12 protein-coding genes are annotated in these 15,353 nt (G+C 74.6%); 4 read left to right on the forward strand and 8 right to left on the reverse strand.

The annotated features are described in order from the left end of the window. Positions 1–512: dihydrofolate reductase family protein (locus PUR56_RS38145; protein ID WP_329952335.1), on the forward strand; the 512-nt coding region annotated here is incomplete at its 5' end. A 157-nt stretch (positions 513–669) separates the two neighbouring features. Here the strand turns inward: PUR56_RS38145 and PUR56_RS38150 are convergent. The 6 genes from PUR56_RS38150 to PUR56_RS38175 all read right to left on the reverse strand — a co-directional run bounded on the left by PUR56_RS38150 (position 670) and on the right by PUR56_RS38175 (position 11,026). Then, a complete protein-coding gene (locus PUR56_RS38150; RefSeq protein WP_329952336.1) occupies positions 670–2,085 on the reverse strand; it encodes a C40 family peptidase in 1,416 nt (471 codons plus the stop codon). A gap of 319 nt (positions 2,086–2,404) precedes the next feature. Beyond that, positions 2,405–3,493: a hypothetical protein gene (locus PUR56_RS38155; RefSeq protein WP_329952337.1), complete on the reverse strand. Its 1,089-nt coding sequence runs from the start codon at positions 3,491–3,493 to the stop codon at positions 2,405–2,407. Between the two features lie 89 nt (positions 3,494–3,582). Further along, positions 3,583–5,433, reverse strand: a complete 1,851-nt coding sequence (locus PUR56_RS38160; protein WP_329952338.1) for a threonine/serine ThrE exporter family protein — start codon at positions 5,431–5,433, stop codon at positions 3,583–3,585. Between the two features lie 234 nt (positions 5,434–5,667). Then, complete coding sequence (locus PUR56_RS38165; RefSeq protein WP_329952339.1) at positions 5,668–6,381, reverse strand: DedA family protein; 714 nt, start codon at positions 6,379–6,381, stop codon at positions 5,668–5,670. Between the two features lie 104 nt (positions 6,382–6,485). Then, positions 6,486–8,843, reverse strand: a complete 2,358-nt coding sequence (locus PUR56_RS38170; protein WP_329952340.1) for a hypothetical protein — start codon at positions 8,841–8,843, stop codon at positions 6,486–6,488. A gap of 170 nt (positions 8,844–9,013) precedes the next feature. Continuing rightward, the gene (locus PUR56_RS38175) at positions 9,014–11,026 is read right to left on the reverse strand and encodes an ATP-binding protein (protein ID WP_329952341.1); all 2,013 of its coding nucleotides are present in this window, start codon (positions 11,024–11,026) and stop codon (positions 9,014–9,016) included. A gap of 342 nt (positions 11,027–11,368) precedes the next feature. Here PUR56_RS38175 and PUR56_RS38180 point away from each other — a divergent pair, with 342 nt between their 5' ends. Further along, positions 11,369–11,683, forward strand: coding sequence for a hypothetical protein (locus PUR56_RS38180; protein WP_329952342.1), 315 nt, complete (start codon positions 11,369–11,371; stop codon positions 11,681–11,683). 120 nt (positions 11,684–11,803) lie between these two features. Here the strand turns inward: PUR56_RS38180 and PUR56_RS38185 are convergent, their stop codons facing one another. After that, on the reverse strand, positions 11,804–12,985 hold the full coding sequence (locus PUR56_RS38185; RefSeq protein WP_329952343.1) for a TetR/AcrR family transcriptional regulator: 1,182 nt from the start codon (positions 12,983–12,985) through the stop codon (positions 11,804–11,806). Between the two features lie 352 nt (positions 12,986–13,337). On the opposite strand from PUR56_RS38185, the gene PUR56_RS38190 reads away from it, so the two are divergent. Beyond that, positions 13,338–14,495, forward strand: a complete 1,158-nt coding sequence (locus PUR56_RS38190; RefSeq protein WP_329885633.1) for an acyl-CoA dehydrogenase family protein — start codon at positions 13,338–13,340, stop codon at positions 14,493–14,495. A gap of 87 nt (positions 14,496–14,582) precedes the next feature. On the opposite strand, the gene PUR56_RS38195 is transcribed toward PUR56_RS38190, so the two are convergent. Further along, complete coding sequence (locus PUR56_RS38195) at positions 14,583–14,849, reverse strand: hypothetical protein (protein ID WP_329885634.1); 267 nt, start codon at positions 14,847–14,849, stop codon at positions 14,583–14,585. A gap of 184 nt (positions 14,850–15,033) precedes the next feature. Between PUR56_RS38195 and PUR56_RS38200 the strand changes: the two genes are divergently transcribed. Next, positions 15,034–15,351, forward strand: a complete 318-nt coding sequence (locus tag PUR56_RS38200; RefSeq protein ID WP_329885635.1) for a cupin — start codon at positions 15,034–15,036, stop codon at positions 15,349–15,351. The last annotated feature ends 2 nt before the right edge of the window (positions 15,352–15,353 follow it).

Below are 15,353 nucleotides of genomic sequence, written 5' to 3' on the forward strand. Positions count from 1 at the left end.
CGCCCGGCGACGACATCGGCTGGAGCGTGCCGAGCGACGAGCTGTTCCAGTTCTGGTCCGACCAGTTGCAGGCGACCGACCTGACGCTGTACGGGCGCAAGCTGTGGCAGACGATGAGCTCCTACTGGCCGACCGGCGACCGGCGGCCCGACGCCACCCCGGCGGAGATCGAGTTCGCGCGCCGCTGGCGGGACATGTCGAAGGTGGTGTTCTCCTCGACGATCGACGAGGTCGACTGGAACACCCGCCTGGTCACCGGCGACGCGGTCGCCGAGATCACCCGGCTCAAGGCCGAGGAAGGCGGCCCGATGGACATCGGCGGCGCGACGCTCGCCGGGGCGGCCGTGCGGGCCGGGCTGATTGACGAGTACGTGCTGGCCACCGCGCCGGTCCTGGTGGGCGGCGGCACGCCGTTCTTCACCGCACTGGACAACTGGGTGAACCTCAACCTGGTGGAGACGCGGACGCTCCCCTGCGGCGTGGTCCTGACCAGGTACGAGACGAGGCGCTGAGCGCCCGTCCCCGGCGACCCGGGCTACCGCCCGAACCACCCACGAGTGAAGCCCTGAACGGCAGGTCTCATGGCAGTGGCACATCTGCCGTCCATCTGCCGAGTGCCGTGAGATTCTGCCGGGGCTTTGGGGACCCTGCATCGGCGAGGGGCCCGGGTCAGGGGCGGGCGTAGAAGTCGGGGGTGCCCATGATCCAGAGGCTGGCCTGCTTGATCCGCGTGCCCGGGCGGGGGGCCTCGATCATCTGGTCGTCGCCGATGTACAGACCGACGTGGTGGATGTCGGCCGCACGACCGGTGGAGCTCCAGAAGACCAGGTCCCCGGGACGCAGCTGACGGTAGGTGATCGGGGAGGACTGCGCGTACTGGTCGGCGGCGAAGTGGTTGAGCGGCTTGCCGCCCTGACGCCAGGCCATCATGGTCAGCCCCGAGCAGTCGTAGCCGCCCGGCCCCTCGCCGCCCCAGACGTAGGGCAGGCCGATCCTGGACTTCGCGAAGGCCACCGCGGCGGCGGCGCCCTCGGCCGACCAGGGCCGGGCGGGCGGCGGGGCGGCGGCGGGCGCGGCGGGCCCCTTCGCCGCCCCGGAGGCCTTCTCGGCAGCGGCCTTCTCGGCGGCCGCCCGATCGGCAGCCGACTTCTCCGCCGCGGCCCGCTCGGCGGCTGCCTGTTCCGCCGCGGCCCGCTCCGCGGCCTCCCGTTCCGCCGCGGCCTTCTCGGCAGCGGCGCGGGCGGCGGCCTCGGCCTCCCGGGCGGCGATCGCCTCCAGTGCCTCGCGCCGTTGCCGCTCCATCTCGACGGTGGTGTGCCGGGCGGCGGCGAGGTCGGCGAGCAGTTGCTCCCGCCGCAGTCCGACCGCGACGACCTGCTCCTGCTGCGCCGTCAGCCTGGCCTCGGCCCGCTCCCGGGCCGCGCCGACCTCAGCTGCGGCCCGGGCGGCGGTCTCGGTGGCGACCCGCGCGGCGCTGGACGCCCGGCCGGCGGCTTCCGCCGTCGAGACCGCCGCGTCGAGGATCTGCCGGGTCCGGTCGCTGGCGACACCGACCACGGCGGCCTGGTCCCCCGCCTCGCGCGGCCCCCGGGCACCGAGGAGCGCGTTGACGGCGGAGAGCCCGGCGCTGGTGCCCTGCCGGTACGTTTCGGCGGCCAACTGGGCGGCGCTCTCGGCGGCCTCGACCCGATCGGCCTCGGCCGCCGCGGCCCGGTCGACGGCGGCGGACTCCTCGACGCGGGCCCGGGTGAGGCCGAGCTGCGCGCCGTTGTAGGCCTCGACGGCCTGCTCTGCGGTGCGGCCGGCCTGGTCGAGTTCGCCCTTGGCCGCGGTGAGGCCGGCCTCGATGGCCGCGACCGAGCCGGCCCGGCGGTCGGCCTCGGCCCGGGACTCGTCGATCTCCTGGGCGGACGGGTACGCCCCCTCCCCCGGCCCGGCTGCTACGGGGGCGGCAGCGCCCGGTTCGGCGGAGGTGGCCGGCTCGGCTGGGGCGGCCGGCTCGGCTGGGGCGACCGTCGCCGCGGGAAGGAGACCGAGCAGGGCGGTGAGGGCAATCAGGAGGGTCGGCAGGATTCTGCGCGCCACGGGTCACCCCTTCGAACGGTCACGGGGGAGGACGGCCCGCCGTACCCGGCGGCGGCGGAACCACGCCCGTTCGGCGAGATCCGGCACCGGCCCGGCGACGGCCCGACGACCGGGCGGCCCGACGACCCCCGTCCGCCGATGACAGCCGGACGAACCATCCCATTGCGTGACAAGACGGTCACTGACCGCCATGTTCTCAAGCCGGGCGGCTTTCACACCTGAAGCCCGCACCCGCCGGCCGGGTGACTATCGGATGATCTGACCGGACATTGGCCCCGACCCGATGGCCTCGGACCTGCTCCAACGCAAGGTACACGCACTACCGGCGGATCCGTGGCGTGTGCGTCCGCAACCGGCGCGGGCGGTCGGGCCGGGCCTCCAGACCGGTCGGACGGGCCGCGTACGTCCGGCTGCGGCCGGCCCGGACGGTGCGCCGGCGCTGCCGCGCGCCGCCCTCCCGGCCCGGCGGGTCCACCGGAGCGCCGTACCCGCCGAAGCCGCCGGCCCCCCGGCCTCCGGCCCCGTGCTCCGCCGCGCCCGCCGCCGAGCGGCGGTCGGCCAGCCGGGCGGACCGGCGGGCCAGTGCCCGGGCGGTGTGCGCGTCGAGGTGGGCACTGGCCCGGGCGGCCATCCGCTCGGCCACCCGGTGCGCGGCGGGATGGTTCGCCGGCACCTTGTCGGGGGCGCCCGCGATCAGGTCGAAAAGCCAGGTGCGGGCGATGTCCGCACGCCGGTGCAGTCGGCGCTCGCGCCGGAGCGCACGCGCCCGTCGGCGCGGGCGCGTGGCGTAGCGCCAGCGCGCCCAAGGACTGCTCGGCCGCCCCAGCCGGATCGCACCGATCCAGGAGAGGCCCGGCACCATGATCCCGAGCAGACCGGTCCACACCTTGCCCTTGAGGAGGGTCACGATCGAGGCCAGCGCGTTGATCGAGATCACGGTGACCAGCCCCCACCTGGTCTCCTCGCCGGGGACCACACCCAGCGGCACGTACCCGATGAGCAGCAGGCCGGTGAAGAGGATCCCGAAGATCACCGCGTCCACCGACTTGCGGCCCTGCTCGCTCCAGTACACGTCGTCGAGGTGCAGGATCAGCGCGAACTCGTCCAGCACCAGACCGCAGCCGATGCCGAAGAGCAGCCCGAAGACGTCGATCCACGGGTGCCCGCCGTAGGTGGCGAACACCCCGATCCCCCCGGCCAGCAGGAAGCCGAGACCGAACACCATGTGGTGGATGTGGAGCCCACCGGGGGTCACGTTGCCGGGCCACCAGCGCACCTGGGCCCTGATCATCCGCACGCTGAACCGGATGAAGACGAAGGACGTGATGAACCCGACCAGCAGCAGGAGCAGCGGTTGCTTGTGCGTGGCGACGATGTGGTCGCGGTAGCCGTCCAGCAGTGTGGTCATGCGTCTTACCTTCGTTCCTGGTACTGCGTCCGCTCTGCCACGACATGGCCCGGGGGCCAACGGCGTCCGAACCCGTGCCCGTGGGGGCGTCAGAAGCCCCGCGTGCGCTTGGCCGCCCGCCGGGGGACGACCGGGGCCAGCGACGGCCGCTCGACACCGACCGGCAGCTTCATGAAGAGACGGGCGATCTCACCGCCCAGGTTCACCCCGATCGCCAGCGCCAGGGCGATCGCGGCGGCCCGGGTGATCTGGACCAGACCCCCGCTCGCGTGCCCCTGGGCGAAGGAGAGCATGCCGAGGTAGAGCGCCGAGCCGGGCATCAGCGGCCCGATCGCGGCGGTCACGTACGGCAGCGCGGAGCCGTTGCGGTAGCGGGCCATCAGCTGCCCGAAGAGGCCGACCAGGCCGGCCGCCACGCCGGTCGCGACGATCGGCGAGATGGCGGCGTTGTAGACCAGCACGCCGTAGCTGGCCCAGCCGATGCCGCTGTTCAGGGTGACCAGGGCGAGCGAGCGGCGGTCGGTCTGCAGCAGCATCGCGAAGGCCAGCGTCAGCACCAGCGCGGCGATCATCTGGACCGGCGGGTAGTTGACCCCGACCAGCGACTCGTCCGGCCGGAGCTTGGCCTGGAACCCGACCCCGAGGTACAGGATCAGCATCACGCCGATGACGATGCCCGCCACCAGGTAGATCACCTCCAGCAGCCGGGCCGCTGCGGTGATGTAGAAGCCGGTCAGACCGTCCTGGACGGCGGCGACCAGGGCCCGGCCGGGCAGCAGGGCGAACAGCCCACCGGTGATCACCACGGATCCCCGCAGGCCCAGGTCGTTGAAGGAGAGGATGAGGCCGGAGGCGGCGGCCGGCATCGCGGCCAGCACGAACTGGTAGAACTCCGGCAGCCCGCGGCGGGCGATCGTCGAGGCCATCCGGTCACCCAGCACGGCCGCGACGAAGGCGCTGATGAAGACCAGCCAGGCCTTGTCGTCGATCCGCCCGCCGACCAGGAAGGTCGCCGCGCCGGCCAGCAGACCGGTGTTCAGCGCGAGCAGCCAGGCCGGGTACGGGTGCCGGTTGCGGCGGATCAGCGCCAGCCTGCGGTACGCGTCGTTGACGCTCACCTTCTCGGCGGTGATGTCGGCGACCAGCTCGTACACCGCGTTGAGCCGGGTGTAGTCGGAGGTCCGGCGGCGGACCACGCGGTCGGCGGTGATCGGCGGCTCGACCAGCGACGGCTGGTGCGAGATGCCGATCAGGGTGAAGGTGACCTGCGGCTCGCAGCGGTCCAGCCGGTAGGCGTGCGCGATGCCGAGCATGGCCGCCTCGACGTCCTCGGCGGCCTCGCCGCTGGCGAGCAGCAGCTCGCCGATACGGAGCGTCAGGTCGAGGATGCGGGGGACGTTGCGGCCGGCGGAGGGGTGCAGCTCGCGGGCGGTCCGCTCGAAGGACGGGCGCTCGGACATCGGGATGCGCAGCAGGGTGCGCATCCGGTCCGGCCAGGGTGCCTCGCCCGGGGCTCCGGGCATGAGCGCGGGGACGGCGACGCCGGTGGGCGGCGTGTAGCCGGCGGCGCGCCACTCCTCGGGGGTGAGGGTGTCCTCGGCACCCGGACGCCGGCGGTACGCCGCGGCCCGCGGCTGGTCCGGCCCGGGGAGGGGCTCGGGTCCGGGCTCCGGCTCGGGAAGGGGCTCCGGCGCGGGCTCCGGTGCGGGCTCCGGCTCGGGCGTCAGCAGGCCCTTGGTCTCGGGGGCCGGCAGGAGGAACGGCACCAGCACGGTGTGCTCGGCGACGGGAGCGGGGTGACCGAGCAGTCCTTCCGTGGGCGGCGCCTCCGACGGGTGGACCGGCTGCGCCCCGGGCGCCGGACGGGCCTGCCGCTGGGGCCGGGCCGCTCGGCCGCCCCTGGCCCTCTTGCCGCCACCCGACCGGCCCCGCTTAGGCACTTCCACTCCTTGCCGCCCCTGACGGCGCCGGGCCACCCCGGGCCGCCGTTCGATCTCCGGATACACCTTGCCTGATCGAACTGCCGGACGCACATGTACGCGGCGGCGAGCACGGCCCCGCCCGGGCTCCTCCCCGGCGGGGTGGGCGCACGAGGCGGGGTGGTGCGGCGGCTGGCGGCGGGAGCGGCAGGGCGGCGGCGCGGCGGCGGCGGGTGCGCGGCCGGGCGCGGGGTGCTACCGGGCGCGGTGTCGGCCGCCGGCCGACACCGGCGGGGCGTGCTCGGCGGACCCGGCCTGCGCGGCGGACGGCACCGGCCCGGCCGACGGCCGGGACCGGCGGGCGCGGAGCAGTTCGACGGCCACGGGGACGACCGAGAACAGCACGATGCCGATCAGGATCGCCTCGATGTGCTCCCGGACGAACGGGATCTGCCCGAGGAAGTACCCGAGCACGGTGACGCCGCCGCCCCAGAGCACGCCGCCGATGACGTTGAAGAGGACGAAGGTGCGGTAGTTCATCCTGCTCACCCCGGCGACGATCGGGGTGAAGGTCCGGACGATCGGCACGAAGCGGGCCAGCACGATCGCCTTGGGCCCGTGCCGGTCGAAGAAGGCCGCCGCCTTCTCCACGTTCTCCTGCTTGAACAGCCGCGAGTCGGGGCGCCGGAACAGGCTCGGTCCGACCTTCCGGCCGAACAGGTAGCCGACCTGGTCCCCCGCCACCGCGGCGACCACGATCAGCGAGCAGACCAGCCAGAGCGGCTGCTGCAGGTAGGTGTCGCCGGCGACCAGCAGGCCGGCGGTGAAGAGCAGCGAGTCCCCGGGGAGGAAGAAGCCGATCAGCAGGCCGGACTCGGCGAAGACGATCGCGAGGATGCCGATCAGCTCGAAGGTGGAGATCAGGTAGGTCGGATCGAGCCAGGACGGGCCGAGGGCGAGGCTGGTCACGGGGCGGACTCCTGAAGGGTCGACTCTTGGCAATGAAACAGTAAAGCATTCACCAAGAACTCCCCCTACCGTCAGGTCCGCCCCGTGGCCGCAGGGGCTCCGGACTACAGCCCGTACCGCTCGATCACCTCCCGGTGCGCGGCGGTGTCCGCACCCGCCGCCTCGGCCAGCTCCAGCCAGGCCAGCGGGTGCGGCCAGGAGTCGGTGAACCGGTGCAGCAGCGCGTCGGCGTCGGCGGCGTGCGCGGTGGGCGGCACCGCGAGGGCCGCGTAGATCCCGGGCAGCACGGCGTCCTCGTCGGCCGGGTCGGTGATGGTGTACTGGTCGCCGCTGTACGCCCAGACCGCGTAGCCCTCGCCCCGCAGCTTCTCGCGCAGCTCGGCCCACGCCTCGTCGCCCGGCCAGCCGCCGTCCACCCAGTAGGTGGTGTAGCCGGCCGGGTCGAGCAGAGTGAGCAGGGCGAACACCGGCGGCCGGCCACGCCGCTCCTCCTCCGGGGCGGACTCGGCGGGCGGCTCCTCCAACGGGGCGGGGGCGAAGACCACCACGTCGCCGTGGTTGAGCGGCACCTCGTCACCGAGCACCGGGAGGATCCGGGCGGTGGCCGGCCCGGTCCGGACGGCGGGCAGGTCCGCGGTGGAGCCGTCCCGCCGACCGGCCCGGACGGTGACGATCTGCCACTCCTCGTCCACCGGGCCCTCGGGCTCGTCGAACTCGATGCCGAGCCGGGCGCCGGCGGAACGGACCACCGTCCAGTCCCGGTTGGCGGTGGCGGCGGTGATCAGGTGCCAGAGATCGGCCGGCCGGACCGTCCGGTGCAGCTCCTCCTCGGACGCGGTGTCCGCGGGCAGCGCATGGACCAGGAGGTCCTGGTAGAAGCGCTGCGCGGCGACGTGGTCGCCCAGCTCGGTGGCGGCGCCGGCGGCCAGCCGACGGGTGTTGACCCGGTCCGGCTGCGCCGCCAGGATCGCCTCGCACTGCTCCACCACCTCGGCCCAGCGCCCCTCGGCGGCGGCCCAGCGGGCCCGGACCCAGTGGCCGTCGGCCGGGCTGGTCTCCGCCAGCCGGTCGGCGAGCCGGCGCACTCCCTCGGCGTCGCCGGCCTCGATCAGGAAGGCGCCGAGCGTGCCGGGCAGTTCCTCGCCCGCCGGGTCGGCGTCCAGCTGCCGCCAGAGCAGGTCGGCGGCGGCCCTCGGGTGGCCGAGGCCGCCCAGCACCCCGGCCTGCAGGAGGACCAGCGCGGTGGCGCCGGACGGCTCGCCCCGGTACTGGTCCAGGGCGACGGAGAGCAGGTCGGCGCCGGTCTCGAACGGCACCCCGCCCTCGGCGAGGTGGCGGGGCAGGTCCTCCGCCGGGACCGGCAGCCCGGGACGGGGCAGCGCCTCGGCGGCCGCCCGGAGCTCCGCGACCTGCTCGGCGACGCCGTCCCGGCGGCGCAGCGCGCCGAGCTTGCGCTCGCCGGTGGCGGCGAGCGTGAGTGCGACCGTCCGGGCGCCGCGGGCCAGCGCCAGCCGTCCGGCGGCGAGCAGCAGGTCGACGCACGGCCGGTGCGAGCCGGTGCCGTCGAGGTAGCCGACCCAGCCGGCCAGCGTGATGCCCAGCTCGGCGTCGTTCTCCCGGGCGCCGGCGGCGACCAGCAGCTCGACGGTGGTGGTCCAGGCCGGCCGGAGGTCGGCGTGACGCTCCGCCTCGGCCGCGCCGGGCAGGAGGCCGGTGGCCTCGTCGGTGCGACCGAGCGAGGCCAGGGCGCGGGCCCGCAGCAGGGCGCCCCAGCGCCGGTCGCTCTCGTCGACCTCCCGGCCGCGGGCGCGCTCGGCCTGTTCGGCGGTGTCGAGGAGGGCGAGCACCTCCTCGTGCCGGCCGAGCAGGTGCAGGGTCCCGGCGCGGGCGTGGTGGAAGTGGAGCGAGAGCTGCTGGCCGGACGCACGCATCCGGCCGGCGGCGGCGTCCAGGTAGGTCAGCGCCTCGGCGGGGCGGCCGTCGTCCTCCATGGCGTCCGAGTACTCCCGGGAGAGGCAGTCGAAGCAGGCCCGGGCCGGCTCGATCCGCTCCAGGGTCTCGCTGAGCACGGCGAGCCGCTCGGGCACGTAGCCGGGGCCGTCGACCCGGGCGTGGCAGATCGCGAAGTCCTGCACCACGCAGACGGACTGCGGGCAGCCGGCCGTCTGCTCGCGGTGCGCGAACTCCAGCAGGTCGACCGCCTCGGGCAGCGCCTGTTCGCCCTGGTGCCGCTTGTTCAGCAGGTTCTGCATCCGCCAGTGCCGCAGGTAGACCTCGACCCAGGGCAGGTCGAGGGCCCGGGCGGCGGCGACGGCCTCGGGGTAGACGGCGTCGAGCTGCTCGTTCCGCCCCTCGTTGGCGTGGCCGGGGAGCTCGTAGATGGCGTCGGCCAGCCGGTGGTGGCCGGCCTCGGCCAGGCGGCGGTGGGTGTCGTGGACCCAGGCCCAGATGTCGGTGCTCATACCGCTTCCGTCTCCCCCTGCGGGTGGTGCGTCGTACTGGTGGGCAGTGTGGCGGTCGCCACTGACAAGTCGTTCACTGACGGTGCTTCCGCCGACGGGCCGAGCGCGGGCGCGGCGGGCGCGGCCGAGGCGGGTACGGCAGGCGGCGGGGTGCCGGCGGGATCCACCCGTCAGCCCTCCCCGGCGAGTCCGTCGAGGGTGTCCGGGACGGCGGGCAGGCCGGGCGGGACGGCCGCGGTCAGTGCGGAGACCGCGGTGCCGATCCCGCCGAGCGCGGCGGTGAGGTCGCCGGACGCGCCGCCCGGCGCGGCGCCGGACGAGGCGGCGGCCATGATCACCTTGAGCGAGCGGAGCAGCCCGGCGGCGGTGGCGCTGCCGGTGTGACCGGCCCGGTAGGCGGTGAGCAGGTCCTGGACGGCCGGGCAGGCCAGGTTGAGGTAGAGCCGGGCCTTGACCTCGCCGTCGGTGCGGGCGGTGAACGACCTGGCCAGCCGGAGCGCGGCGGACGGGATCCGGGCGTCGGCCTGGTCGTCCTCGATCCGGGCCTTCAGTTCGGCCTCCCGGTCCGGCACCAGGACGAGCGGCAGCCCGGCCGGGTCGAACCGGGCCGGGACGAGCTGCTCGCCCGGATCGGTGAGGGCGGCGGCCAGCCAGCCGCTCTCGTCCGCGGGGAGCGGGCGCTCCGGGTCGCGGAACAGCTCGCGGTTGCCGCTCTCGCTGCCGAGTTCGACCAGCCGGCAGTCCCGCAGCCCGGCGTAGCGGCGCAGGAAGGGCAGCACCGCGTAGCGGTCGCCGCGGGCGATCGGCACCTGCATGGCGCGGTAGAGCATCTCCTCGAAGCCACCGCCGGAGCCGAGCGCGACGTGCACCGCGCCCCCGCCGGCCGCCCGGAGCGCCCCGGCCGTGAGGTCGCCCTGGGAGGTGGGCACCGGGACGTCGTCGGCGAGCAGGGTGAACAGCCGCTCGTCGCAGAGCGCGGCGCCGAGCAGGTCCTGGCCGTGCCGGGCGAGGATCCGGCGCCAGACGGCCGGCCGCAGCCGGGCGGTCTCGTAGAGCCCGTCCACCACCGCGTCGGTGAGCGCCCGCTGGAGGGCGCGGTAGTGGTCGTCGCGCTGGAGGTCCTCGCGGCTGGCGGTCGGGGTCAGCCGGCTGGACTCGACCACCCCGCCGATGAACCCCGCCCAGCCGGGCAGCAGGTCGCGGGCGTCCTCGGTGAGCAGCATGCCGCGCAGGTAGACGGCGAGATCGCGGTTGTCGCTGCTGCCGTAGGTGCCGCCGTCCTGGACCCAGAGCAGGCCGACGGCGTCGGTGCCGCCCTCGGCGGGATCGCCGTCGACGGGACGGACCGGGAAGGCCGTGAGCGGTTCGAAGCGGCGGCCGAAGGCGGTGGCGAACCGCATCCGGGCGGCGTACCCGTCACCGCCGGCCGTCCTGCCGTCGGACCGGCCGGTCGCGCTCCCGCCGTCCGCGGCAGGGCCGCCGCCGCTGCCGTCCCCGCCGGCCGCGCCGTCCTGCCGCCAGGGCACCGGGACGTCGTTGACCGGCCGCTCGTCGTCGCCGACGTAGACCGGGACGGGCAGCAGTACGCAGTACCGGCCGAGCACCTCGCGGAGCGTGGACTCGTCGGCGAGGTGGGCGTGTTCGGCCTTCAGCGCGAGCTCGACCAGGGTGCCGGGCACCGGCCTGGCGGGCACCGGTTCGACGCTGTACTGCTCGCCGCCCCGGCTGCGGTAGCGGTGACCGCGTCGCGGTTCGCGGTGCGAGGTGGTGGTGACGGTGACCTCGTCGGCCACCGAGAAGGCGGAGAGGAAACCGAGGCCGAAGGCGCCGATCAGCTCCTGGTTGCCGGTGAGTTCGCGCAGCATCCGGGTGTAGCCGGTGCCGACGGTGGCCAGGTAGGCGTGGATCTCCGGTTCGGTCAGCCCGGCCCCGGTGTCCTCGATGCCGACGGTCCGGCGGCCGGCGTCCGCGCGCACCCGGATCAGCGGGCGGTGGCCGCCGGCCGGGTCCTCCAGCCGGCGCCGGGTGTGCGAGTCGTGGGCGTTCTGGACGAGTTCCCGCAGGGCGACCAGCGGGGTGGAGTAGAGGTGGGTGGCGAGGACGTTCACCAGTCCGCCGAGATCGACCTCGGTCGTACGCAGATCCTCGGCGGGGGCATGGTCGGGCGGGAGACCTTCAGACATGGGTCCCCAGTGTGCCAGTGCGACTATCCGGCGACCATTTCTTTCTAGGGAAAGGGGCCCGGTCAACCCCGAGTTGACATCCGGGCGTCAACGGATCGGTTCGACGCCCTTCCAACTATCGTCACCTGAAAGGAAGTTGAAGGACCGACCGGCAACCGTCGACGCCCTGACGAAGAGCGCGGAAATGCCCGTCAGATGACACCATCGGGCGAATTGCCACCCATTCGGTGGAGTTCGTCCGCGGTGCTGGTGAATGCTGGTCGTGCGACGTCAGGCAACGGCGCTTCGGAGCGGCCACTCCGGAACGCGCCACCATTCGCACTCCACCCTCAGGAGACCACCGTGTCCCGTATCCGCGCAGCCGCCGCCGTCACCGCCCTCGGGGCCTTCCTCCTCGCCGGCATCGGCACCGCCCACGCCGACAACGGCGCCGGCGCGGACCACCACTCCAACAGCAGCGTGGTGAACAACACCGGCTCCAACAACATCATCGGCAACGTCCACGGCAACGTGGTCACGACCCAGCAGACGGCCACCGGGTCCGGCGCCAGCAACCAGAACAACGGCCTCGCCGTGGCCGGCAACTCCGGGAACGTCGGCGCCCTGCAGGGCAACGGCAACCTCGCCGCCCTGATCGCCCCGCGCTTCGGCGGCTGATCGGCACTCCTCCCCCGGGCGCACCGGCCCGTGCCGAGGCCGGGTGCCCGCCCCCAGCACGGGGCGGGCACCCGGCCTCGGCCGTCGGGTCCCGAGCCCCGGCGCCCCGCCCGGCCCGACTCAGGGGCCGAGCCCCAGGACGGCCCGGCCCAGCCGCACCAGGCAGTCGTCGAGATCCGGACGCGCACCGGACGGACGGTTCCGCACACCGTCGTTGACCAGCGAGAACAGCGCGTGCACCCGAATCCGCGCGGTCACCGCGTCCTCCTCCGGTCGGACCCGGCCGAGCAGGTCGACCCAGGTCCGCAGGAAGTCCCGCCGGAAGTCGACCGCCGCCCGCCGGTCCGTCGGCGCCAGCCGCTCGGTCTCGCTCAGCATCACGCCCAGGTAGTCCCCGTTGCCCAGCGCGAAACCCACGTAGGCGGCCAGGCCCGCCGCCAGCTCCGCCTCCGGCCCGCCCGGTGCGGCCGCGATCGCGCCCCCCACCTCGTGCCACAACCGCTCCCGGCCGCGCACCAGCGCCACCGCCAGCAGTTGCGCCTTGCTGTCGAAGTGCCGGTACACGCTGGGGCCCGAGATGACCGCGGCGGCGCCGAGCAGGTCGGTGCTGACGTTGTCGAACCCGCGCCGGTGGAACAGCCGGACGGCCGCGGCCAGCAGCTCCTCCCGGCGCGGCTGCGGCCCCGCCCCGCCCGCGCCGCCGGGCGGACGGGGAGCAGCCGGCCACGGCCCGGCCGCGGCGGCGGCGTCCAGCCGGACCGCCAGCACCGCCCCGAGCAGGTCGCGGAGCAGCCGCTCGGCCCGGCGCGGCTGCGGGGCGGCCGACAGGTAGGACAGCCCGGCCCCGGCCGACAGTGCCGACCAGCAGATCACCTCGGCATCGCCGGCGGCGAGTTCGGGACGCCCGGCGCGGAGCACGACGACCATCCGCCCGACGACCGCACGGAGTTCACGGCGGAGCGCCACCCGCCGGTGCGGCGGCAGCAGTCGGGCGTCCCGCTGCACCAGCGTGCCCAGCGACCGGTGCCCGACCGCGACGGCGGCCAGCGCGGCGCTCAGGGAGGCCGTCGAGTCCGCGGCTCGGACCCCCTCGGCCAGGGCGCCGAGGCCCACCCGGACGGCGCGGTCGAGCAGTTCGGACTTGCTCCGGAAGTGCCGGTAGAGCGCGGGAGCGGTGATGCCCACCCCGGCGGCGACCTCCGCCATCGAGACCCGGTGGTAGCCGTCACGGTGGAACCGCTCCGCGGCCACGGCCAGGATCTGCGCCTGCCGGGCGCGGGCGGGCGGTCGTCGCACCACCACGGCCTCCCGCCCTCCACGCCTCCCCGCACTGCCCGGCGCCACTCCGGCCCGGCCGGTAGGTCTGTCTGTCTGTCTGTCTGTCTGTCTGTCTGACGGACGGACGGACGGACGGACGGACGGACGTTCGGACGGTCGTTCGACCTCGACCGGGGAGGCTAGCAGGGATTCACTTCCGGCCGCCCCCGGCCCCGCGCCTCCGGCCCCGGAAGCGGGCCGGACGCTCCCGTTCCGGCCCCACGCCGACCCTGGACAGTCGAAGCTACCGGGGATTAACTTGTGGGGCGATCACCGGGCCACCCGACCCATCGGCGCCCGGCTCCGCAGCATCCGGCCCACCGAAGGGAGCGCCGTCGTGCGCCGCACCGTGTTCACCGAGGACCACGAGGCCTTCCGGGAGACCATCCGGGACTTCATCGCCAACGAGGTCGTCCCCGTCTACGAGAGCTGGGAGGCCGCGGGCCACCCGCCGCGCGACTTCTACCGCAAGCTCGGCGAACTCGGCGTCTACGGCATCGAGGTGCCCGAGGAGTACGGCGGCGCCGGCGAGAGCGGGTTCAAGTTCCAGGCGGTGGTCGCCGAGGAGACCGCCCGGGCGGGCGTGAGCTTCGGCTCCTCCGGCGTGCACACCGGCCTCGTCCTCCCCTACCTGCTGGAGTACGCGACCGAGGAGCAGAAGGGCCGATGGCTGCCCGGCTTCGTCTCCGGCGACATCATGACCGCCATCGCCATGACCGAACCGGGAGCCGGCTCCGACCTCGCCGGGATCGCCACCACCGCCCGGCTCTCCGAGGACGGCACCCACTACGTCCTCAACGGCGCCAAGACCTTCATCACCGGCGGCGTCCTCGCCGACCTCGTCCTGGTGGTGTGCCGCACCGCGCCGTACGACCCGGAGAACCGCCGGGCCGGCCTCTCCATCCTCTGCGTGGACACCGACGCCCCCGGCTACAGCGTCGGCCGCAAGCTGGAGAAGATCGGCCTGCGCACCTCGGACACCGCCGAGTTGGCGTTCAGCGACGTCAAGGTGCCGGTGGAGAACCTGCTCGGCGAGGAGGGCCGGGCGTTCGCGTACCTGACCCACAACCTGGTCCAGGAGCGGCTGGCGATCGCGGTCGGCGCGTACGCGGCCGCCGCGGCGGCGGTGCGGTTCGCGGTGCAGTACGTCAAGGACCGCAAGGTGTTCGGCAAGGCGGTCGCCGAGTTCCAGAACACCAAGTTCACGCTGGCCGACTGCGAGGCCCAGGTGGTGGCGCAGCAGTCGATGGTCGACCGCGCGCTGGAGCTGTACCAGGACGGCGAGCTGACCGTCGCGGACGCGGCGGCGGCCAAGCTGTTCTGCACCGAGTCGGCGTCCGTCGTGATCGACAAGTGCCTTCAGCTGCACGGCGGTTACGGGTACATCCTGGAATACCCGATCGCCCGGCTCTACACGGACAACCGGGTCTTCCGGATCTACGGCGGGACCAGCGAGGTCATGCGCAGCATCGTCGCCAAGTCACTCGGGCTGTAGCCGGGCCGGGCCCGGCGGAACCGGGCGCAGGCCGGACACCCGGCCCGCCCGGCCCGCCCGGGCCGCGATCCACCCGGCCTGCCCGGCTCAGTTGGGCGAATGGTGCTCGGTGCGCCACGCCTCCCAGCCGGCCGCCGAGGCCACCTTGGCCTCGCGCAGCGCCCGTTGGGCCAGCGCGGTCGGCGGGGTCTCCAGACCCCGCACCCAGGTGCGGCCGGCCGTGGCCAGCGCCGCACACACCATCACCGCTCCGGCCGCCCCGAGCAGCGCGCCGATGCCCGTGAGCACCGCGCCGCCGGCCAGCAGCGAGCGGTTGACCTGGAATCCGCTGAGAAAACGCTCGTTGGTCACCATGCCTCCACCATGGGTGCAGCCGACGGCCTCCGCACCCCGAGTGGTCCCGTACGGTGACGACCCGGCGGCTCTCCGGGTGCGGGCGCCCGGCGCGTCCGCGACGCTGGGCCGGAGGGGACGGGCACTGCCCGGTCCCCCGGCACGCCCGCCGGACCCCGGCACGCCCGCCGCAGGAGGACGCGTGATGATCGATCTCGAACAGCTCGTCGCGGAGCACGCGGCGCTCGCCGCCGAGAGCCCGCACGGGCGCAGTGCCCACCTCGTGCTGCACGACGGCGTCCTGCGGCAGACCGTGATCGCGTTGACCGCCGGCACCGCACTGGACGAGCACAACGCGCCGACCGCCGCCAGCCTCCAGGTCCTCCGCGGCCGCGTCTCGCTGACCATCAGCGGACGGCGGGTGGAACTCTCGGCGGGCCAGCTGCACCCCGTGCCGCAGGAGCGGCACGGGCTGCTGGCCCACATCGACTCGGTGGTACTGCTGACGGCCGTCACCGTCTGACC

Source organism: Streptomyces sp. BE303 (assembly GCF_036290945.1).
Taxonomy (GTDB): domain Bacteria; phylum Actinomycetota; class Actinomycetes; order Streptomycetales; family Streptomycetaceae; genus Kitasatospora.